Annotated in this window: 22 protein-coding genes and 1 riboswitch; of the genes, 3 read left to right on the top strand and 19 right to left on the bottom strand. The window is 41.3% G+C overall.

Annotation, left to right across the window (positions count from 1 at the left end; genetic code table 11):
• Positions 1 to 4 precede the first annotated feature (4 nt).
• The 6 genes from MHB67_RS02515 to acpS form a co-directional block, all read right to left on the bottom strand.
• A complete protein-coding gene (locus MHB67_RS02515; protein ID WP_044334717.1) occupies positions 5 to 835 on the bottom strand; it encodes an RsbT co-antagonist protein RsbRA in 831 nt (276 codons plus the stop codon).
• 116 nt (positions 836 to 951) lie between these two features.
• On the bottom strand, positions 952 to 1,302 hold the full coding sequence (ndoA, locus tag MHB67_RS02510) for a type II toxin-antitoxin system endoribonuclease NdoA (RefSeq protein WP_024425388.1): 351 nt from the start codon (positions 1,300 to 1,302) through the stop codon (positions 952 to 954).
• 4 nt (positions 1,303 to 1,306) lie between these two features.
• Positions 1,307 to 1,588 carry a hypothetical protein gene (locus MHB67_RS02505; RefSeq protein WP_003214273.1) on the bottom strand — a complete coding sequence of 94 codons (282 nt, stop codon included), beginning with the start codon at positions 1,586 to 1,588 and terminating at the stop codon, positions 1,307 to 1,309.
• 294 nt (positions 1,589 to 1,882) lie between these two features.
• Entirely contained in the window at positions 1,883 to 3,064 is a 1,182-nt protein-coding gene (gene alr / locus MHB67_RS02500; protein WP_342492763.1) for an alanine racemase, read from the bottom strand.
• A gap of 141 nt (positions 3,065 to 3,205) precedes the next feature.
• Entirely contained in the window at positions 3,206 to 4,222 is a 1,017-nt protein-coding gene (locus MHB67_RS02495; RefSeq protein WP_087975235.1) for an outer membrane lipoprotein-sorting protein, read from the bottom strand.
• A 160-nt stretch (positions 4,223 to 4,382) separates the two neighbouring features.
• A complete protein-coding gene (gene acpS / locus MHB67_RS02490; RefSeq protein ID WP_024425385.1) occupies positions 4,383 to 4,748 on the bottom strand; it encodes a holo-ACP synthase in 366 nt (121 codons plus the stop codon).
• Positions 4,749 to 4,842: 94 nt separating this feature from the next.
• Between acpS and MHB67_RS02485 the strand changes: the two genes are divergently transcribed.
• Positions 4,843 to 5,448 (top strand): rhomboid family intramembrane serine protease, encoded by a 606-nt coding sequence (locus tag MHB67_RS02485; protein ID WP_024425384.1) that lies wholly within the window; start codon positions 4,843 to 4,845, stop codon positions 5,446 to 5,448.
• 53 nt (positions 5,449 to 5,501) lie between these two features.
• Here the strand turns inward: MHB67_RS02485 and MHB67_RS02480 are convergent, their stop codons facing one another.
• The 7 genes from MHB67_RS02480 to MHB67_RS02450 all read right to left on the bottom strand — a co-directional run bounded on the left by MHB67_RS02480 (position 5,502) and on the right by MHB67_RS02450 (position 12,952).
• Positions 5,502 to 6,998 carry a PH domain-containing protein gene (locus tag MHB67_RS02480; protein WP_034622599.1) on the bottom strand — a complete coding sequence of 499 codons (1,497 nt, stop codon included), beginning with the start codon at positions 6,996 to 6,998 and terminating at the stop codon, positions 5,502 to 5,504.
• Positions 6,988 to 7,467 (bottom strand): PH domain-containing protein, encoded by a 480-nt coding sequence (locus MHB67_RS02475; RefSeq protein ID WP_024425383.1) that lies wholly within the window; start codon positions 7,465 to 7,467, stop codon positions 6,988 to 6,990. Before MHB67_RS02475 ends, MHB67_RS02480 begins: the two co-directional genes overlap by 11 nt.
• A 115-nt stretch (positions 7,468 to 7,582) precedes the next feature.
• Positions 7,583 to 9,082 carry a DEAD/DEAH box helicase gene (locus MHB67_RS02470; protein ID WP_024425382.1) on the bottom strand — a complete coding sequence of 500 codons (1,500 nt, stop codon included), beginning with the start codon at positions 9,080 to 9,082 and terminating at the stop codon, positions 7,583 to 7,585.
• 165 nt (positions 9,083 to 9,247) lie between these two features.
• The gene (locus tag MHB67_RS02465; protein WP_103132678.1) at positions 9,248 to 9,586 is read right to left on the bottom strand and encodes a n-acetylglutamate synthase; all 339 of its coding nucleotides are present in this window, start codon (positions 9,584 to 9,586) and stop codon (positions 9,248 to 9,250) included.
• A 127-nt stretch (positions 9,587 to 9,713) separates the two neighbouring features.
• The gene (locus MHB67_RS02460) at positions 9,714 to 10,406 is read right to left on the bottom strand and encodes an alpha/beta fold hydrolase (RefSeq protein WP_268414709.1); all 693 of its coding nucleotides are present in this window, start codon (positions 10,404 to 10,406) and stop codon (positions 9,714 to 9,716) included.
• Positions 10,407 to 10,424: 18 nt separating this feature from the next.
• A complete protein-coding gene (gene murF, locus MHB67_RS02455) occupies positions 10,425 to 11,789 on the bottom strand; it encodes a UDP-N-acetylmuramoyl-tripeptide--D-alanyl-D-alanine ligase (RefSeq protein ID WP_135033051.1) in 1,365 nt (454 codons plus the stop codon).
• An 80-nt stretch (positions 11,790 to 11,869) separates the two neighbouring features.
• Positions 11,870 to 12,952 (bottom strand): D-alanine--D-alanine ligase, encoded by a 1,083-nt coding sequence (locus tag MHB67_RS02450; protein ID WP_024425379.1) that lies wholly within the window; start codon positions 12,950 to 12,952, stop codon positions 11,870 to 11,872.
• Positions 12,953 to 13,136: 184 nt separating this feature from the next.
• On the opposite strand from MHB67_RS02450, the gene MHB67_RS02445 reads away from it, so the two are divergent.
• Both MHB67_RS02445 and fbpB read left to right on the top strand, forming a co-directional pair.
• Positions 13,137 to 13,457, top strand: coding sequence for a thioredoxin family protein (locus MHB67_RS02445; protein ID WP_012008983.1), 321 nt, complete (start codon positions 13,137 to 13,139; stop codon positions 13,455 to 13,457).
• A gap of 315 nt (positions 13,458 to 13,772) precedes the next feature.
• Positions 13,773 to 13,922, top strand: a complete 150-nt coding sequence (fbpB, locus tag MHB67_RS02440) for a Fur-regulated basic protein FbpB (RefSeq protein ID WP_065215285.1) — start codon at positions 13,773 to 13,775, stop codon at positions 13,920 to 13,922.
• A 97-nt stretch (positions 13,923 to 14,019) separates the two neighbouring features.
• On the opposite strand, the gene MHB67_RS02435 is transcribed toward fbpB, so the two are convergent.
• The 6 genes from MHB67_RS02435 to dctP form a co-directional block, all read right to left on the bottom strand.
• Complete coding sequence (locus tag MHB67_RS02435) at positions 14,020 to 14,355, bottom strand: hypothetical protein (protein ID WP_017366657.1); 336 nt, start codon at positions 14,353 to 14,355, stop codon at positions 14,020 to 14,022.
• A gap of 117 nt (positions 14,356 to 14,472) precedes the next feature.
• Positions 14,473 to 15,240, bottom strand: coding sequence for an ABC transporter permease (locus tag MHB67_RS02430; RefSeq protein WP_151040827.1), 768 nt, complete (start codon positions 15,238 to 15,240; stop codon positions 14,473 to 14,475).
• On the bottom strand, positions 15,233 to 16,144 hold the full coding sequence (locus tag MHB67_RS02425; RefSeq protein ID WP_151040829.1) for an ABC transporter ATP-binding protein: 912 nt from the start codon (positions 16,142 to 16,144) through the stop codon (positions 15,233 to 15,235). Before MHB67_RS02425 ends, MHB67_RS02430 begins: the two co-directional genes overlap by 8 nt.
• 126 nt (positions 16,145 to 16,270) lie before the next feature.
• On the bottom strand, positions 16,271 to 17,512 hold the full coding sequence (locus MHB67_RS02420; RefSeq protein WP_225315573.1) for a dicarboxylate/amino acid:cation symporter: 1,242 nt from the start codon (positions 17,510 to 17,512) through the stop codon (positions 16,271 to 16,273).
• A 77-nt stretch (positions 17,513 to 17,589) separates the two neighbouring features.
• Positions 17,590 to 17,723, bottom strand: a riboswitch (cyclic di-AMP (ydaO/yuaA leader).
• 63 nt (positions 17,724 to 17,786) lie between these two features.
• Complete coding sequence (locus MHB67_RS02415; protein ID WP_024425375.1) at positions 17,787 to 18,809, bottom strand: AI-2E family transporter; 1,023 nt, start codon at positions 18,807 to 18,809, stop codon at positions 17,787 to 17,789.
• Positions 18,810 to 19,006: 197 nt separating this feature from the next.
• Positions 19,007 to 20,275, bottom strand: coding sequence for a C4-dicarboxylate transporter DctP (gene dctP / locus MHB67_RS02410; protein WP_073203933.1), 1,269 nt, complete (start codon positions 20,273 to 20,275; stop codon positions 19,007 to 19,009).
• Between the last annotated feature and the right edge of the window lie 37 nt (positions 20,276 to 20,312).

Below are 20,312 nucleotides of genomic sequence, written 5' to 3'. Positions count from 1 at the left end.
TGGGTTATCCCTCCAATGAAACAATTTTTCGATTTGTCATTTCCAAAGCAGTTTGAATTCCTTTTTGAAGGGTATTCTTTGTTGTAACTTGAGATAAATCAATTCCAAGGTTCACAATGGTTTGGGCTATTTCTGGACGAATACCGACAAGCAAGCACTTCGCACCTACTAATCTCACAGCCTCTGATGCTTGAATGATATGATGCGCCACCATTGTGTCAACGACAGGTACACCCGTAATATCAATTAAGACGACTTGTGAGCGATGTTTAACGACACCGTTGAGCAGATTCTCCATAATTTTTTTGGCACGTTCTGTGTCAATTGTTCCAACAAGCGGCATGACGGTAATGTGCTCAAATACTGGGATCAGCGGGGCAGAAAGTTCCTGCAGCGCGATTTTTTGAAGGTTGACTGTTTTCTCCCATGAGATGGAATACTGGTTTAAGATCTCGTTATGAATAGGTGTGATGAATCGATCAATTTGCCAGATGAGGTCATGACTTTCTTCTGTTGTATCTTTGTCATCGTTCATTTTTTGATATAAATGTGAACGGATTTCTGTTAGACCATTTGCCAGTAACTTAAGTGATATACCCATTTGAACAATTTTTAAAGCAAAAGTTTGCACTTTTTCTTCAAAATCTTCAGCATACCCTTCTGAAAGAGATGTAATGATTAATTGAACATATTCCGAACAGATGGTTTCATACATATTGTCGTTCAGCATCATGTCCGTTTCTTTTTCTCCGAGTTGTCTAAAAATGTCCGTCCACTCTTTTTGTAATTCCTCTCGATGCTCTCTTGCAAAAGCTAACACGATATGATTCGACATGTTTTACCCCCTACGTACATAAACAGCACTTCTTTTAGTCTTTCTTCATTATAACGTTAATAAAAATTGAACACAAAAAAAAGTTGCTCCCAAGAGAGCAACCAAATCTCACCATATTAAAAATCAATAAGAGCCAAACTAACTTGTAAGGCTTCATCAACCTTCTCCATCATCTCATCATCAAGATGTGTGATTTTATCTGTCAATCTTTGTTTATCGATTGTACGAATCTGCTCCAAGAGAATGACAGAATCTCGCTCAAAGCCGTAGCGCTTTGCATCAATTTCGACGTGAGTCGGTAATTTCGCTTTTTGTATTTGGGCTGTTATGGCTGCAACGATAGCAGTCGGGCTGAAGCGATTTCCAATGTCATTTTGAATCACCAATACTGGGCGAACCCCGCCCTGCTCGGAGCCAACAACAGGAGATAAATCAGCAAAGTAAACATCACCGCGTTTAACAATCAAATGTTTAACCCCCGCTGACTAATCGCTCAACTGTATTCTCAGCCTCAAATTCTGCGTATTGTGCCTCTGAAGAGATATTCAGATTAATTTTCGCCATCTCCATGTAGCCGCGTCTCATCGATTCACGATTTTGTCGAATATTACGTTCACGAATATACGTTTTTGTCGCTCGGTAGATCAATTCATTTCTTGTTACCTTATCCTGCTCTGCTACTCGTTCGATTTCAGACATCAAAGCCTCCGGTAGTCGAATCTTCATTTCGTTTGTTGCGCTGGATTCAGACAAAAAACATACACCTCCACAAAACTTACGGATACCGTTTCGATCCATTCCAAGACTAATCATACCATTATTCAATGCGCAAGCAAAGCTGTTTTTTCATGATTTCTTATTAGAACATGAAGCGGCTGTTCACCCGTAAATCAAAGATGATAATGGAGTTCCTCTTTCACATTATACGCTTTTTTCCGAAAATCATACGGTATTTCCAAAATCTCTAAAAAAGGGAGAATGTTTACCCCTTCTTTGTAGAATAAAAAGGAACGATGTCAGTTTGACGATCGTTCCTGTGAAAGCTGCTTAGAAAAAGCTTGACCCGCCTTGAAGCAGCGGATTCCGCACATGCACCCTTTTGCCATCCTCTATATATACTCTTGGGACGCGGTGGCCAATGGAGCAAGTGACTTCATAGTTAATGGTTTCAAGCCTTTTTGCAATTTCATCGACTGATACCATTTCTTCACCTTGTCCACCAATCAAAACGACTGGCTCCCCTGCTGGAAAGTTCTCTTTCAGTTCAACCATGAATTGATCCATACATACCCTTCCGGCAATCTTCCGGCGCTTTCCGCCAACAAGTACTTCCGTGCCTGCCAGCTTCCGGATCCACCCGTCTGCATAGCCGACTGGTACCGTACCGATCCATGTATCTTGATTAGCGGTATACGTCGCCCCATAGCTGACACTCTCACCCTTTTGAATGAGCTTCACATGGGCAAGCTTTGTATGAAGAGACATGGCTTCTTCCAGCTTGAAAGGAAGTTCATCTTTGATTTCCTCTGATGGTGACAGCCCGTACATACTGATGCCGAAGCGAACCATATTAAACAACACTTCTTTAAACCTTAAACCCGCTGCACTATTGGCACAATGAACGAGCAGCTTCTCCGTATGAAGCGGCTGAAGCAGGGTTTGAAAGGTGTCGACCTGCCGATCAAAATAGTTCTCATCCTTTTCATCCGCGGTCGCAAAGTGAGTAAATACACCTTCCAGCTGTAAATAAGAATGCTCGCTGACAAGCTTCTTTACTTCGCTGACTTGCTCCAACGTTTTCACACCTAAACGGTTCATTCCGCTGTCTATTTTCAAATGAAAACGAATGGGTTGTCCCATCTGCCCTTTCACCATAGCGTCGACTTCCCTCAGCCACTCTATGGAGTAAGCGGTCATGATCACATTGTATCGAACAGCGGTTTTGACATACTCCGGCGGTACTGCGCCGAGTACAAGAATCGGTGCTTTAATGCCTTGATTTCTTAAAGAAATGGCCTCATCTAAAAAGGCGACAGCTAACAAGTCTGCTCCTGCTTTGAGGGCAGCTCTTGCCACTTCTATATCTCCATGTCCATATGCATTGGCTTTCACAACGGCCATCAATTGAACATTTTGACCGATATGATCTTTCATATGTGAAACATTGTGCTTGATTGCTGTTAAATTAATCTCTGCCCATGTGTCTCTATAAAAGGCATTTGTGTCCATCAGTCACACTTCCCTATTGAATGATTCAATCCCTTCATATGATACTAAAAATCAAGAATAATGTGAAACAAATCAAAGAAAATCAGCCCTTGCACAGGGCTGATGCTTCATTTATCAAGGCTTTCCGCCTGAGAATCTCATTTATTTAGCTGACTGGCCTTCTACACTCTTTGCGACCATCAACAGCTCTTCTTTCGATAGATCACTTGAGGAAATTAAGTAGTCAACTCCGTCAGATGTCCATGAGAGGGATTGATCTGTCAGAACCCCTACTGTCATACCAAGATCGACCGGCTCGCCGTTCATCGTGACAGGCGTAGATGCTTCAGCTACTCGCGCTTTTTCCTGAATGAGTGTGAAGGATTTCTTGCCGCCGTACGTAATCACATAACGCTTCCCAGCATCTGTCGTCATTTCTTTCTCTTCCATCTTCTTCACGCCTTCTGGCATATCAACTGGTGTTTTCACCGCAAAGCTGTCAGATGGGTCTGCACTTGTGGCAACATCCATTTGAGAGAGTGTCATGTTTTTCTTCTCATCAAATGCATCTTTGTCAAAGGATTTATTGAATTCAAAGTGAGAGAATTCCACTTTCACCATTGGCTTTTTGTCGCTATCCAGCACTTTCACACTGGCAGGCGCCATTGTTTTCTTATGAAAGGTAATCTCTTGGGTAGGCAGCATTTGGTTGTGCTGATAATTGGTCTTCGTTTCGAACACATACTTGGACTCTTTCGCTTTGAACTGAGCTGCGCTGTCATTTTTAATATCCTTCACAAGTGATTCGAATAAATAGACCTGACTGCTATTATTCGGCCAATCACTATGGAAACGGAAGCTCTTGTTCAATGAAGGTGTCAGCACAAACACACCATTGCCATTTCTTAAAATGACTTGACTCTGATCCTTTTTCGGATTTTCTAAATAGACACGGTAAAGCTCCGGCTTCTTGTACCAAATTTCTACCTGGTACTCCTGCGGGTCATTTCCTGTCTCAATGGTCATTTTTGCTTTGGCTTTGTATGATGTCATTTCCTCTGCCTTTTTGTTTAGATCTCCAACGATATCTTGCTGAGATTTTTGACCGCATGCGGAGAGAATCAGTACAAAAAGGATTCCCGTTACAAGCAAAACAAAGCTTTTTCTCACCCTTTTCAACCCCTTCGTTAATTGTGTTAAAAGGAAGAAACCGCTTGTTTGACTTTAACAGTACGCCTCAAGAGTTAACTGCGTACCGCGAACCATCAAAGCCTGTTAGCAACTCGCCCTTCCTTATCGCACTACCCAATATATGAAGGGGGGACAAACAATATGCAGACTAGCTTGACAACCTTTCAATTAAAACTTGTGCAGCAGCATATTCCTTTGTATGGGTAATGGACACATGAACCTGATCTCCCTCCGCTTTCTCGCTTTTGATGAAGGGTTTTCCATTATCGTCTTTTAGAATGTCTATGTCATGAAAGCTTAAATGCTGACCGATTCCTGTTCCGTATGCTTTAGCGAAAGCTTCCTTTGCCGCAAAGCGGCCTGCCAAAAATTCCAGCTGTCTTTTTTCACTCAGTGTACGAAAGACGTCCTGTTCACTTAAAGTCAAAATGCGTTCCGGTAAACGAGGCTGTCTGCTGAGCACTCGCGAAAGACGGTCGATCTCTACAATATCAATGCCTATTCCTTTAATCATGAGGTACCTCCTATGATACTCGTACTAATTTAAGTGTTCGCTTCATAAACGTGTTACTATAAACTTACCATTATCTAGTCAAAAGGGGTTTGTTATGTTTATTCGAACGGAGAGCTTTCAACAATTTATTAGATCGTATCCAATCGTAACAGCGATCCTTGCTTTACAAATTGGCCTGTGGCTTATATTTGCGGTTCCTATCCCTATTATACAGCTTGGACAGGATCATCTCGTCGGTTTCAATTATGGTGTAGCGGCTGGGGAATGGTGGCGTCTCGTTACACCTATTTTTCTTCACGGAAGTCTCACGCATATTTTATTTAATTCCATGTCCCTTTTCTTATTCGCCCCAGCGCTTGAACATTTGCTTGGGAAGGTTCGATTTCTGATCATTTATCTTGGTGCAGGATTCATTGGCAATCTCGGAACCTATTGGGTGGAGCCTTTAGAGTATGTACATGTTGGCGCTTCTGGTGCGATTTTCGGTTTGTTTGGGGTTTATTTATACCTTGTCCTATTTAAACCGCACATGATGGACCGCGGCAATTCACAAGTGATTTTAACGATTCTTGCTGTTTCTGTTATCATGACGTTCGTCAATTCGAACATCAATATCATGGCTCACTTATTTGGATTGATCGGCGGTATGCTTCTAGCACCGATTACGCTGCTTTTCCATTCGAAAAAAAGACGCTATTAATCTCATAAAAAATGTCGATCCTCCTTAAGCTGGAGCTGATCGACATTTTTCGTTTAAGACGATTGATTTTTTTCATATGAATACCAATCAAATACACGTGCCGCATCTTCTTCCTCAAGGTGATGCACACCAAAGGAATCAAGCAGCGCAGAGGATTTCACAAAGGTGTGAATACTTGCGACCCGGCCTTTCTTTTGGAAAAAAGATTGCGTCATCGTATAGTTTTGCATTCGTTTTCTAAGGACAATGCCAGTGGTCTTGCCAATGCCTCTTGATGTCATTTGAATCAATGAATCTTTGATTGTATATCCTGATTGTTTATAAGCTAAGTAGCCGAAGAATAGAGCAAGCGGTAACGGAATGAGTCCCAAATACCCCCATGGCGGAAAGCGTACCGACAGGATGACACCTGCAAGTAACGGCACAAAGCCATATGAGATCAGGTAGCGTTTGAGTGAACGCTTTGGCACCTTTTTCAGCTCTGTTTCTGGTGCTACATGATAATGATCGGTGAATTGTGACAGCAATTCATTTATTTTTTTCTTCCGAATGAGCGGAAATAAGACGGAAGAGGTTTCTTTCTCTGTAATCGAACCTCCTGCACTAACAAGCATCACTGTCGCAAAGCCAAAAGGCTCACGGATAATATTCTCTTTGATTTTCACTGCTTGAATTCTCGCAAGTGGAATGGTCATTTGATGTCTCTCGATGAGCCCTCTTGTAATGATGATGTCATTCCCTTTTCGTTTTGCAGCAAAATTCGCATACTGAAGGGCTGTTACCCCAACACTCAAGATCCAAGCGATCAATACGGCAAGAAATATTAAAATCGCATAGATTTCAATGCTCGCATGGCTTAAAAAAGAGAACTGCTTGAAGAACCCGTCCAAAGGGAGAATTTCATCTATTTGCGTGTAGATGGCGAGACACCCTGAGATAATGACACCGATACCGCTTGAAGTGGTCGCAGCCAAAAGCAATTCTGGCACACCCATACGATAGGAGACATTGATTTCTTCCTGCATAGGTTTTTGCGCAGTCAAATGGCCATTCAGATCACCTGCTTCATCCGTCATTTCTTCTTCCTGCAAGCTTTTCTTCCGGTTGAAAATCGACTGCTTTAATTGTTCCGCTTCTGCTTTTGTAATCGCGGTCAGGCTCACTTCTGGACCATCCGTTCCGCCTGCCGTTTCGATTTGAACCCGCACTAAACCGAAAATCCGCTGGAAAATGCCTTCACTTGTATTAACCGTTTGAATTCGTTCTAACGAGATATATTTTTTCTTTTTCGTAATCACACCCGATTCCACACGAAATTCATCGTCTTCCATCCGGTAAGTGAATCGTCTCCATTCTAAAATGGTAAAAACGGCTTTCCACAAAAGAAGCACACCAAGAATGATAAATGCATAAAAGCGAATGCTCGAATTCGAGTTCACAAAAATCAACACGAAAAAAGGGATAATGAAGTTTTTGATCATGGATACAGCATCTGATATAAAATCAATGAACATCGAAATGGGATGTACACGTTTTGGTTCAGACATCATCTTCCGTCACCCTTGCTAAACGAGATATGTAATCACGAAGCTCATCTGCCTCTTCTAATTCTAGCGCCGGTATATCATGAACTGTGGCAGCAGTCGAAATTTGAACAGAGGCCAAACGGTAGCGCCTTAAAAGCGGCCCTTGCGATGTATCAACATGCTGAACACGAACCATTGGCACAATGACACGTGTGACGCGAATGAGTCCATGCTGTATTTCAATTTCATTTTCGAATACTTCGTAGCGCCAGATGTGGTGGCGGATTTTTGGTATGAGCCAAATGCCAAAAATGACCTGTAAGACCCATAAACCAGAAAGGATCGCTCCAATCCAATATGGCCATTGAAAATAGTAGCTGGCAACAAATACCCCAATGATGATGAGTAAGAAAATCAATGAGATAATTCCATTTTGAAGACGCCATACCTTTAAACCATTTAAACTAATTTGACGTTGCGGCTGTTTTCTCACATTCTTCCCCCATTCTCTTACTTTTCTATCAATATATTACGTAACAAAGCCTAAAAAGTTTCAATTTCAGCCTGTTAAAAAAAAGCGAACCCTGCAAAGGATTCGCTCTTGTATGTTAGTTGTTATAAGATTTCTTTTGACGACGATCGCTAGAAGAACGATTGCGGTCATTTGAAGAACGTTTTTTATCACCATAAGATGAACGGCTGTTCTTGCCTTTTCCACGGTAGCCTCCGCCACCGCCGCCGTCTCTGCGTTTAGAAGAGCTGCGGTTGTTACGATGACGTTTAGAAATCATCGGTGCTTCATCTGTTAAACGAACAGGCGTTGCATCCGGCTCTTTTGTCATCATTTTGATCGCAGCTGCAACCACTGTTACAGAATCATGATCTTCCAACAATTCAGCAGCAGCTGTCATGTAGAAGTTCAAGTTGTTTTCACTGATGATTGTGCGTAGACGGTCAACTGTTACTTGCTGTTGTCCTTCAATCGCCTCATCAAGTGTAGGTTCTTTCATACGATCCATTTTACGTTTAGTCGTTTGCTCAATCGCACGAAGCATATCTTTTTCACGTGGTGTGATGAATGTCATCGCCATACCTGTACGTCCAGCACGTCCTGTACGTCCAATACGGTGCACGTAGCTTTCTGGATCTTGCGGTACGTCAAAGTTATACACGTGTGTTACGCCTGAGATATCAAGTCCACGTGCAGCTACGTCTGTTGCGACAAGCACATCGATTGAACCCTCTTTGAATTTACGAAGCGCAACCATACGTTTTGCTTGAGTCAGGTCACCATGAATTCCTTCAGCTGTATACCCTCTAAGGTTAAGTGCTTCAGTCAATTCGTCAACACGGCGTTTCGTACGGCCGAAGACAATTGAAAGCTCAGGTGATTGAATGTCAAGAAGACGAGTCAATGTATCAAACTTTTTACGTTCGTGAATATCCAAATAGAACTGTTGGATGTTAGATACAGTCATTTCTTTCGCTTTTACTTTTACGTGTTCTGGGTTTGTCATGAAACGCTCTGCAATGCGCTTAATTGGTGCAGGCATTGTCGCAGAGAATAAAAGTGTTTGGTGTTCACTTGGTACATTTGAAAGGATCGCTTCAATGTCTTCGATGAAACCCATGTTTAGCATTTCGTCTGCTTCATCTAGCACAACTGTTTCAACGTTTTGAAGACGCATTGTACGACGGTTAATGTGATCGAGTAAACGTCCTGGAGTCCCTACGATGATATGAGGATTTTTCTTGAGCGAACGGATTTGACGGCCGATATCTTGTCCACCGTAAATAGGAAGTACGCGTGCACGCTTGTCTTGGCCGATTTTATATAGCTCTTCAGATACTTGAATCGCTAATTCTCTTGTTGGCGCAATGATAATCGCTTGGATATTTGGAGACGCTGGGTCGATTTTTTCAACCAGAGGAATACCAAATGCTGCAGTTTTTCCTGTTCCTGTTTGTGCTTGTCCGATGACATCTTTATTTTGAAGACCGAGAGGAATCGTTTCTGCTTGAATCGGTGTTGCTTCTTCAAATCCCATGCGGTTAATAGCCTTCATGAGACTTTCGCTTAATTGAAAATCTTGAAACGTTATAGTCAATTTATTCAAACTCCTTCTAATTGCTGTTTCAGTAATCTCGTGAATGATCATTAAAAACTGCCCTTTTCTGAAAGGACAGGTCCATTATATACAAAGCCCGAATTACCCTACCTTATATCTTACCATTACACTATTTGTTTTTCAACAAGACAGAAATGGATATATCTACTGTTCTACAATGACAGATTCACCTTCACTTTGATCTCCGTCCATCCATTTCCACTTTTCTAACAGTTGAATTTTTCCGTTATCCAGCTGCTTTGGAGTGGAATTGCAAGTCCCGCTTCTCATACTGCCGTCCTTGCTGACATGGTGGTATCTAAAATGAAGTGTTCCATCCTCATTCACAGTTCCTACAAGTACACCAGATATGATACTGCCGCCTTGATATGTGCCCGTTAATATATTCCCGTCCTGACGATATTGAAATATGGTTCCTGCTGATACTTCTCCGTTACTCGAATTAGACTGCGGGATAAAGGTTTTTCCGTCATATTGAAACAACCGAATCAACCACCTTTTCTTTCCTATTGTACCATATGCCTGTCACTCATTCGACAAAAATGATGCAAATTTTAACAAGTGGGATTCAATTTATATTAGTTTAGCCACAATTTAGCTTTTCTATATATTAAATTGCTTTTTTTAGAAAATGTTCTACTTTCTCAAACAATTGCTGGGCACATGGCTCATGACAAACATGATGTTTACAATCGGGCAAATAAAACATTTCTTTCTGGCGAGACGGGACTTTATGATAAATAAATTCTGCACTTGAAGCAGGTACAATTCCGTCGCTTTCACCTTGAACAATTAACACAGGCAGATGAAGCTTCTCAAGCGAATTCTTCGTTTGCTTTACCAGCTTCATAAATTCTATCGCGGCTGACAGCGGCGTGCTTGTGAGCTTATGGCGATATCGATCATATAAAGGGTTAGTATCAATGATCCCTAACAGGGACTCCTTCACCATCTGCCTTGTGTCTTGCATCATTTGTTTTGGGTTCACATATTTAGCCGCAGCACTTAATAGGACGAGACGGGCAACTGGGTACTTCGCTGCTAAGTAAGAAGCAATCATTCCGCCCATAGAAAAGCCGATCAAATACACGGTGTCACAAGTTCGATAAAGGGATAGAAGTTCGAGTTCAGCTGTCGCTATCCATTCTTGATAAAGAATGCCTTTTAACTGAAGCTCATCCCCATGCCCCGGAAGCGTGACAGACTGCACTTCCCAATCTGCCGTCTGTTTTAAATATTGCGCCAGCGGTTCTACTTCATAAGGGGCACCCGTAAAACCGTGGATACATAAACAGCCAATCATTCTGTCACCTTCTCACTTTTATAGTGCAGTAATGACTTCTTCCAATTTCATACCGCGTGAGGCTTTGACAAGCACAACATCGTCAGGCCCTGCCACTTCAGCTAGTTTTTTCTTCAGGTCCTCTTTGTCCATAAAGGAGAATACGTGCTCAGCCCCGAATGATTTTTTCGCTCCTTCAGCAATGAATGCACCTAGACGGCCATACGTCATGACATGATCAATAAATTCCGGCTTGATGTAACGGCCAAGTTCATAATGATACGTTTCTTCTTCGCTGCCCATTTCGAGCATATCTCCAAGTACAAGAATACGATTGGCGAAGCCGTCCATATCACCCACTAGATCAATGGCTGCTTTCATAGAAGTAGGACTTGCATTATACGCATCATTAATGACAGTGATTCCTTTATCTGTTTTAAACAGCTCAAGACGCATCCCCGTCAACTTCGTTTGCATCAGTCCCTGGGCTATTTGTCTTTCATTCAGCCCAAAATGCTGGCCTATAGCAATAGCAGCAAGTGCATTCTTCACATTATGTTTCCCTAATACAGGAATGAGAAAACCTTGGGCATACCCTTCGACCTGAAATTCTGTTCCTTCTGCAAGCTGGTTGATGTGCGTTACCTTAATATCACAGTCCTCTGCTTCTCCAAAGGTTTTTACACGCTGAGAGAGTGAACTTGCTCTTTCGCGAAGCAAAGGTTCATCACCTAAGTAATAAAAGATACCGTCTTCTTTTAACCCTTTGACGATCTCACATTTTGCATCAGCAATGGCTTCTCTTGATCCTAAATCTTGCATATGTGATTCCCCGATATTTGTGATAACTGCCGCATCCGGCTCGGCGAGATCTGATAAAAATTCGATTTCGCCTTTTGCACTCATGCCCATCTCCAAAACTGCAATATCGGTTCCTTCTGGCATTGCAAGAATGGTGAGCGGAAGACCGATATGATTATTAAAGTTACCGTCTGTTTTATGAACTTGATACGCTGTTTGCAAGACGGAATGAATCATGTCTTTCGTTGTGGTTTTCCCATTACTTCCTGTAATACCGACAACACGAGGGTTTTCTTCTTTTAAGTATGATTTCGCCAGCTGTTGAAGCGCAGCTAGTGTATCCTCTACAAGAATTACTGGAACGCCTTCTGGCGGATTGGCTTCTTTTTGATTCCAAAGAACAGCTGAGGCTCCTAGCTCCACTGCTTTTGAAGCAAATGTGTGACCGTTAAAATGTTCTCCGATAAGCGGGATAAACAGGGCGCCGTTTGATACTTTTCGTGTATCTGTTGTCACTCCGTGAATCTGTTCCTCGCCAAAAGCTTGATTAGATAGGGTTCCACCAGCCATTTGGGCGATTTGTTTCACTGTACGTTTGATCATGATTTTTCGCCTCTCTTTCTCATTTCACGTTTGAAGGAAAAGAGACACTACCTAAGGATAGTGTCTGCTTGCTGCTCACATTAAAAAGTTGTTTTAATGGTTTGTTTTTCTCGATGGCGTTCAATTGCAAGTGACACCAGCTTTTCAATTAACTCTGGATACTCTACACCAGTGTGCTTCCAAAGTAATGGGAACATACTAAATGGTGTGAATCCAGGCATTGTATTCACTTCATTGATCAACACTTCACCTTTTTCTGTAAGGAAGAAGTCTGCACGTACGAGACCAGATCCATCGAGGGCTTTAAATGCCTTAATTGCCATGTCATGAATCGTCTTATATTCATCCTCTGACACACTCGCCGGAATGATCAAATCTGTATCGCCATCTTCATATTTTGCTTTGTAATCATAAAAATCTGTTTTAGGTGCAATCTCACCAACGACAGAGCATTTCGGCTCATCATTGCCTAATACACCAATCTCGATTTCTCTTCCAACGACGCCTTCTTCTACGACCACACGACGATCATATTGGAAAGCGAGGTCAAATGCAGTCTGCAGTTCTTCTTTGCTGCGGCATTTGCTAATTCCAACACTTGATCCCATGTTGGCAGGTTTCACAAAGCATGGGTAGCCCAGTACTTTTTCAACCTGTTCTAAGCTGTCTGGTGTCGCTTTCTCGTAGTCTTTTTTATTGAAAGAAAGGTGCTTTGCTTGTGCAAGTCCTGCTTGTGCAAAAACATCTTTCATCATGACTTTATCCATACCCGCGGCAGACGCGAGAACGCCGTTGCCGACATACGGGATATTTAACAGTTCAAGTAATCCTTGCATTGTGCCATCTTCTCCATTTGGTCCGTGCAGCAACGGGAAGACAACATCAATTTTCTCATCAGCCGATGCAGGCTGTGGAAACATGCTTTCATTTAAAGAAGTTGGTAAAAACGTCTTTGCGGTCTGTTCAAATTGAAGCATTTTGACGTTTGATACTGGTTCAGTGAGTTTTTCTCCTCTTAACCATTCACCCTCTTCTGTAATATAAATTGGATGTATATCGAACTTCTCAGTGTTAAGTGCTTTTGTAACTGCAAGGGCTGTTTGCAGTGATACATTATGTTCGGCTGACTTTCCGCCGTAAATCAATCCTAAACTTATTTTCAATGGATACTCCCCCCACTAAAATTCATCTTTACTATCTTATCACTTTCAAGCAAAAATGCTCTAATTAATTTTTGTTGTTACGTAATTGAAATGATTTGTAAAGGTTGTAAGCGCCTCCCGAGCATTTGTATGTCATTCGCCTTTATTTTATATTAAAATGACATTGAAAAGGAGTTGTGACAAATTGAAAAAAATCACAAGTACTGAACAATTCAATGAAATTATTCAATCAGACAAAGAAGTTATCGTTAAATTCTTTGCAACATGGTGTCCTGACTGCACAAGAATGGACATGTTCATTCCAGACATCCTAGAAGCTTATGCTCACCATGAATGGTTTGAAATAAATAAAGATGATTTCCCTGAATTAGCTGAAACGTATCAGGTAATGGGCATTCCAAGCCTGTTAATTTTCAAAAATGGTGAAAAAACAGGTCATTTACACAGTGCAAATGCAAAATCGCCTGAAGAAGTGACAGAATTTCTTCAAGAGCACGTTTCTTAATTGATGAAACGAAGGACATCAGCAAACTCTTGCTGATGTCTTTTTTCTTTTTAAATCTCTTCATAAGACGAGCTGCACAGCCAAAACGTTTCAAATTGATGTTTCACTTACGACAAGTCATGACAAAATTATTTCCTGGGAAAGAATGCAGCGTCGAACCAGCTTGGAATATGTCGGTTACGTGAATTTTCTGAATTGAATCTTTACTTCTGACATTTGTCTTTGTATAATGGAGTTGCTAATTGAAAATGATTATCAATTTCATCTATGTGAAATCCTATAGACGTCCATTCTTATTAAGGAGCGATGAGTCACATGTCTAAGAAGAAAATTAAAACCTACCAGCAATTGATTGAAGAGAACAAAAAGGCCATCATGCGCGATCCTCAAATGATGGAAAGTATTTACGAAACCATCGACAAAAAACACCAGAAGCAGCTTGCAGCTGCTGGGCGTGAATCATAACTATTAGAGGAGCAGTCAACACTGACTGCTCTATTGTCTGCTTCAACAAAATAAAAAAGCCGATAAAATCTGTTATTCGATTTTATCGGCTTTTGTTTTAATGTGATTTCGCTACACGGTCCTGCTTCATTCCTAAATAAATGAGCATATATGTGAGATAACCCATTGTCATCGTTAAACCACCGAAGAAAAATTGAGAAAAGACTGGTTCCTCAAATGTTGTGACGGCAGCAAGAACGATCCAGCTCGCATATAAATAGACCATGAACCATTTCATGTTTCTTTTAAGTGTATACAGAAAGAAAAGACCCGCTAACGAAAAGATCCCCAGCGCTAGTCTGAAATAAACAAGGTGATCAAACTGGAAGGCAAAAGACACAAACGAAAACGACAGCAGCAACAAAATTGGTAAAGCCGTAATGAAATTTTTCACGATAGTGCCACCTCCATGACTCCTTCTTATTATAAGACAAAATCAGCCGGTTATCGTGAAATACAGACTCGTTTTCACAAAGATGTCACGAATTTTTCTTGTTATTTGACACAATTTTTACACATTTACATCACGTTTCCAAAAAAGAATCCAAGCCGATCCAATAAAGAAAACAAAATGCGCCCCTACTATAAATAGAGAAAACAAAATGCTCATCCCATGAAAAGGCGGCGGTCCTTGAAAGCTGTACTGAGTAAAGTCCGTATTCGCAAAAAGGAGGATTTTCCCCCACTGATTTTCTAAGAGAGACATGATCGGTACAAGTGATTTCGCCGCATATAAAACAAAAAACGAGGTCACAAGGGCAACAAGACTGTTTCTAAACAAACTGGAACACATAAAAGCAAAGCTTGCCATCATAATCACTTCCACCCACTGAGATCCAATGACGGCAAACGTATGCTGAAATAATTGCCCCGTTCTTTCATCAAAATCAGTACCGAAGAAAATAAGACCAAATAGAAAAGCCAAAACATAATAAAAAACAAACAAATAAATGACTGTCAGCACAAGTGTGATGTATTTTGACAGAAAAATGTGCAGTCTTGTTTTTGGACGGATCAATAAAAATTTGATTGTCCTTTTTTGAAACTCTGTTGAGATCAAGGTTGCGCCAATAACGACAGCAAGCACCTGTAAAATAAACACGACATTCGTGGAATAAGCAAAATAGTTTGCGACTGTGTCTTGTCCACCAAAGCTTGATATGACTCGTTTCAAGGTGAGAGCCATTGCTAGTTGAAATACAACGATCAACCCAAGAGCAATGAATGTGATCTTTTTCTTCATGATTTTCTTATGCTCATTCTTGATGAGGTTAAACATCTGTCGTCCCGCCTTCCGTCCATTTCATAAATGCCTCTTCAATTGACTGCTTTTGAGGCATCATTTCAAGTACATCAAACCCCGCCAGCACAAGCTGTTTGTTCAGCTCTGGCACACGTTCTTTGTTCAGTTGAAGCAGTACACGCGCTCCATTTCGTTCATATGTATAGTCGTGTGCATCAAGCCATGAGACCGCCTTTTCTACTGGCTGAATATTCATCAGCACCTGCTCTTTCCCCTCCATATCCCGGAGATGAGTACTAGCTTTGATCTGTCCCTTTTGAATGATAATCATTCGGTCACATAGCTCCTCAACCTCATGCAATAAATGCGTCGCAAATAACACCGAGGTTCCTTCTTCCTTTACAAGCATTTGTAAGTGCTCCCGGAATTCCTTCATTCCTGCAGGGTCCAGTCCATTTGTCGGTTCGTCTAAAATGAGCAGGTTCGGACGATGCAAAATAGCTTGTGCAATCCCAAGCCTTTGTTTCATCCCTAGTGAATACGTCTTGACCTTTTGATGAATGGCATCCTCAAGACGAACTCTTTCCACCACTTCCTGAATGCGTTCCTCCGTCACGCCATCGTGCATCGCTGCATACATTTCAAGGTTTTCAAAGCCTGTTAAATACGAATAAAATTCTGGGTTTTCTATGATCGCACCAACAGATGACATCGCTTTAAGAAAATCCTCATCTTGTGAATATCCATTGATCATGATGTTGCCATTGTTTTTTTTCATCAAGCCAACGATCAATCGAATCAAAGTTGTTTTTCCAGACCCATTGGGTCCAAGTAATCCAACAATTTCTCCTTGCCCAATGTCTATAGAAATATCCTGCAAGATCATTTTCCGGCCAATTAGTTTATCGACTTTCTCTACTTTTAAAACAGCAGACTGCAAAGTGGTTCCTCCTTCTGATGTAAACCTATGGCGGCATGTATGGCCGCTCATTCTGTTAAAAGTATATCACGCAAGACAAATCAATCCATGAAAAAAAGGACTGACCCAGCCAGCCCTTCTTGCTTATTACAGTGATAAGTTAGGTGTCGGCGCTTCTTTTTCGTGTTTCTTTTCGGTTTCAGAAACAATCACCGCACATGCTGCGTCACCTGTAATATTCACTACGGTTCTTGCCATATCTAATAAGCGGTCTATGCCAAGGATCAGCGCTATTCCCTCAACAGGAAGATTCACGGAATTTAACACCATGGCCAGCATGATGAGCCCTACCCCTGGGACACCTGCTGTACCGACACTTGCTAAAACAGCTGTTAAGACAACCGTCAGCATTTGAACAAGCGTCAGTTCAACCCCATACACTTGAGCGATAAAAATGGTCGCAACACCTTGCATAATGGCTGTGCCATCCATATTAATGGTTGCACCCAGCGGCTGCACAAAGCTTGAAATCGGCTCTGGCACCTTTAAACGCTTTTGCGCTGTTTCCATTGATACCGGCAGTACTGCGTTACTGCTTGATGTACTAAACGCAACAACCATCGCTGGTGAAAATCCTTTAAAGAATGCCATTGGATTTCGTTTAGCTAAGATAGCAATGGTTGATCCATATGTCAGGAAGAAATGCAGGATAAGCGCAATTAACACGACCGAGAAGTAAAGTCCCATCGCTTTCATGGCATCCAGTCCCTGACTGCCGATCGCGGTTGCAATCAAACCGAATGTCCCGTACGGTGCAAATTTCATTACAACACCGACAAGATACATCATTAATTCATTTCCTTGTTCAAACAGCTTCAGCAAGCCTTCCGTTTTTTTACCAAGCATGGCTATGCCAAGACCTAAAAATACGCAGAAGACGATAATTTGAAGCATGTTTCCTTCAACTAACGATTGGACTGGATTGGTTGGAATAATGTTGAGTAGTGTTTCTGCTATTGATGGGGCTTCCTCTGCGGAATAATCAGCCGCTTTTGTATCAAAATTACCGAAGGCTCCGGGCTTAATCAATAAGGCTAATGAAATGCCAATGATAATGGCGAAAGTCGTAGTGAGCAGGAAATAAGTAATGGTTTTTACGCCGATTCTGCCTAGCTTCTTCGGATCGCCAAGGCCTGCTACACCGAGCGTGATCGAAAAGAATACAATGGGTACAACCAGCATTTTAATCAGGTTTAAGAAGATTTGACCTAGAGGTGTAAATAAATAAGGGTCTAACACTTTGAATACATTTGGAGCAAAAAGGTTAAGCAGCAATCCTGTGATTGCACCTACAAACAAGGCAATAATAATTTTTGTCGCCAGCTTCAATAAAATCTCCCCTTCCTCGTCAAAAAGACCCACGAGAGAGTTTTCTCGTGGGCCTGCGTGTCCATACGTGTACCACTGTCTACTCTCTTCACGCTGATGAGGTTAGCTGACGGGTTAGGACGAAGAGATGTCCTTTTTTCTCAGATAAGAAAAATTCACCCCAAAAACATGGGTCCCCCATTCCTTTAGAAGGATTAAGCGTGTGGATATATGATATTTTCATACCATTTATACCTTATTTTTAGAAAATTGTAAACAGGTTCATATGAACTTTTTAATTACTTTCTTCCCTATTTGTCACTTCAAGAATATCTAAAATAAACACAAAGATTGGGATACCGATAATAAGTCCCCAAATGCCAATATAGTGTTCAGAGAAGATCAGCACAATAAATGTGAAGAAAATAGGGAGTTCTGTTTTAGCTGACATGAGCTTCGGATTCAAGAAGTATGCTTCAATAGCATGGATAATCACAATCACCAGCACAATATACAGGACATACATTCCGCCTCCGAGTGTATACGCAATGATGCTGAGTGGAATAAGAGAGATAACCACACCCGCTACTGGGATTAAGCCTAGCAAAAAGACCATGACCGCTAATCCAAATAACTGCGGGAAGCCCATAATGCCTAGCGCAATGGTCGTTAGCACACAATTAACGGTTGCAATAATAAACTGTGCTTCGAGTACTTTTCCAAACGTTCGGGAAAATTTGCGTCCAAAGAAGGCAATTTCATGATAGAATACGGAGATTTTACTCGTTTTGAACTTGTTCATGAATTGAATGAGGCGTTCTTTTTCGAACAGGAAGAACATGCTTAATATTAAGGACATAATGACCTGGATACTGAACGTGCTGAAATCGGTTATGTATGTATAGAGGAAATTAAACCCTTTCTCAAAGAAAGCTGATATTTTGAAATCTCCGAATACGTTCGTGATGACGTCAAAGAAGGGTAAATCTTGTGGGTGATCTGCAATTTTCTTTCCTAAATGGAATAGCTGCTCTACCTGTTTGGCGATGATTGGTACAAAAACGAATCCGCCAAATGTTAATCCACCAGCCAGAAGAATATACAAAATGGTAATGACCGATTTCTGTCCTATTTTCAGGAAGCGATTTAAAAAGCCTCTAATGACCTCTTCCAACCGATTCATCAAAAAGGTGAAAATGAAGGTCAAAAGAATTAAATTCATCATTCCTCTTAATAGATATAATGCTGTGGCTAATACTACAAATACTGAAAACCGCTTAACACCGGGTTTTTCGAACAATTTTAAAAATGCCGTCATTACGTTACACACCTGCCAGGACTAAAGTCTATTTTTCATCGTATCTGATATACATTATATCGGATCTTTCTGTAAATTATATAATAAAAGGTCAAAGAGGTCTTACGATTTGTATTAATTTTATCGGTTTTTCTTTTTTACACAAAAAAACCGAACCCATGTAGAACATAAGGTTTCGGTTTTTGGTTGTTTTTATACTAAACAGCCTGCTTCATATTCCGCATTTCCTGAAGTGCTGTTTTGCTCTTCGCTTCGTCAAATTCACCTTCACTCTTCGCGACAACAATTGTTGCGATTCCATTTCCAATGAGGTTTGTAATCGCTCTTCCTTCACTCATGAAGCGGTCAACCCCAAGCAGCAGTGCTAGACCCTCTAACGGAATGACCTGAAGTGCTGCAAGTGTAGATGCAAGCACGATAAATCCGCTTCCTGTCACCCCAGCTGCTCCCTTTGATGTAAGCATCAGCACAAGGATAATGGTGATCTGCTGACCGATCGATAGGTCTACACCAAACACTTGCGCCAAGAAGACGACGGCCATTGATAAATAGATGGAAGTTCCGTCTAGGTTAAAGGAATAACCTGTTGGAATGACAAGACCGACAACAGACTTAGAACACCCGTAGCGTTCCATTTTATCCATCATTCTTGGCAGCACGGATTCTGAAGAACTTGTGCCAAGTACAATTAAAATTTCATCTTTGATAAATCGCAGATAGCTAAACAAGCTGAAGCCATACATTTTACAAATGATGTTCAGTACAATGAAGATGAACAAGAACATTGTCATATAAACGGAGAGCATCAGACTCGCCAGCGGTTTAATCGATGCCAAACCAAAGTGTCCGATCGTATAAGCCATCGCCCCAAATGCACCAAGAGGCGCAGCACGCATGATATAACCAATGATTTTAAAGAAAACAAGTGACAGCTTATCAAGCCATTCGATAATGCCTTTCCCCTTCTCGCCAAGAGCAGCGAGCGCAACACCGAATAAAATAGAGAAGAATAAGACCTGTAAAATATCACCCTTTGCGAAAGCATCAACCATGTTAGATGGCACGATGTGTGTAACAAATTCCATCCAGTCGATACCCTGTCCCCCATTTTGGGTATACTGTGAAACGTCCCCTTTTTCAAGCTTGCTATAGTCAAGACCTGCACCTGGCTTCATGATATTCACCACAAAAAGACCGATGACTAGAGCAAGTGTCGTGACAACTTCAAAATAAATAAATGCTTTTCCCCCAACTTTCCCAACCTTTTTCATATCACCCATCTTGGCAATACCAAGAACAATGGTTAAGAAAATAATTGGTGCAATGACCATTTTAACGGCATTGATAAAGGTGTCACCAAGCGGCTTCATTTCTTTTCCGACGTTTGGCCAAACCATCCCGACAATGATCCCGATAATGACAGCTGCAATTACCTGAAATGTCAGGTTCTTCAAAATCCTTTTCATAAAAAATCAACTCCCTCACCCTTTGATGTAAACGCTT

It is taken from the genome of Bacillus sp. FSL H8-0516 (assembly GCF_038635285.1).
Lineage (GTDB): Bacteria > Bacillota > Bacilli > Bacillales > Bacillaceae > Bacillus > Bacillus safensis.
Note: the sequence above shows the minus strand (reverse complement) of the source record. Positions and strands in the feature narration are given on the sequence as shown.

Excerpts from the sequence above, each read along its gene's own strand:
- MHB67_RS02515 (WP_044334717.1), bottom strand. The coding sequence starts at position 835 with ATGTCGAATCATATCGTGTTAGCTTTTGCAAGAGAGCATCGAGAGGAA.
- alr (WP_342492763.1), bottom strand. The coding sequence starts at position 3,064 with ATGGACACAAATGCCTTTTATAGAGACACATGGGCAGAGATTAATTTA.
- acpS (WP_024425385.1), bottom strand. The coding sequence starts at position 4,748 with ATGATTAAAGGAATAGGCATTGATATTGTAGAGATCGACCGTCTTTCG.
- MHB67_RS02485 (WP_024425384.1), top strand. The coding sequence starts at position 4,843 with ATGTTTATTCGAACGGAGAGCTTTCAACAATTTATTAGATCGTATCCA.
- MHB67_RS02480 (WP_034622599.1), bottom strand. The coding sequence starts at position 6,998 with ATGATGTCTGAACCAAAACGTGTACATCCCATTTCGATGTTCATTGAT.
- MHB67_RS02460 (WP_268414709.1), bottom strand. The coding sequence starts at position 10,406 with ATGATTGGCTGTTTATGTATCCACGGTTTTACGGGTGCCCCTTATGAA.
- murF (WP_135033051.1), bottom strand. The coding sequence starts at position 11,789 with ATGATCAAACGTACAGTGAAACAAATCGCCCAAATGGCTGGTGGAACC.
- fbpB (WP_065215285.1), top strand. The coding sequence starts at position 13,773 with ATGTCTAAGAAGAAAATTAAAACCTACCAGCAATTGATTGAAGAGAAC.
- MHB67_RS02430 (WP_151040827.1), bottom strand. The coding sequence starts at position 15,240 with ATGTTTAACCTCATCAAGAATGAGCATAAGAAAATCATGAAGAAAAAG.
- MHB67_RS02415 (WP_024425375.1), bottom strand. The coding sequence starts at position 18,809 with ATGACGGCATTTTTAAAATTGTTCGAAAAACCCGGTGTTAAGCGGTTT.
- dctP (WP_073203933.1), bottom strand. The coding sequence starts at position 20,275 with ATGAAAAGGATTTTGAAGAACCTGACATTTCAGGTAATTGCAGCTGTC.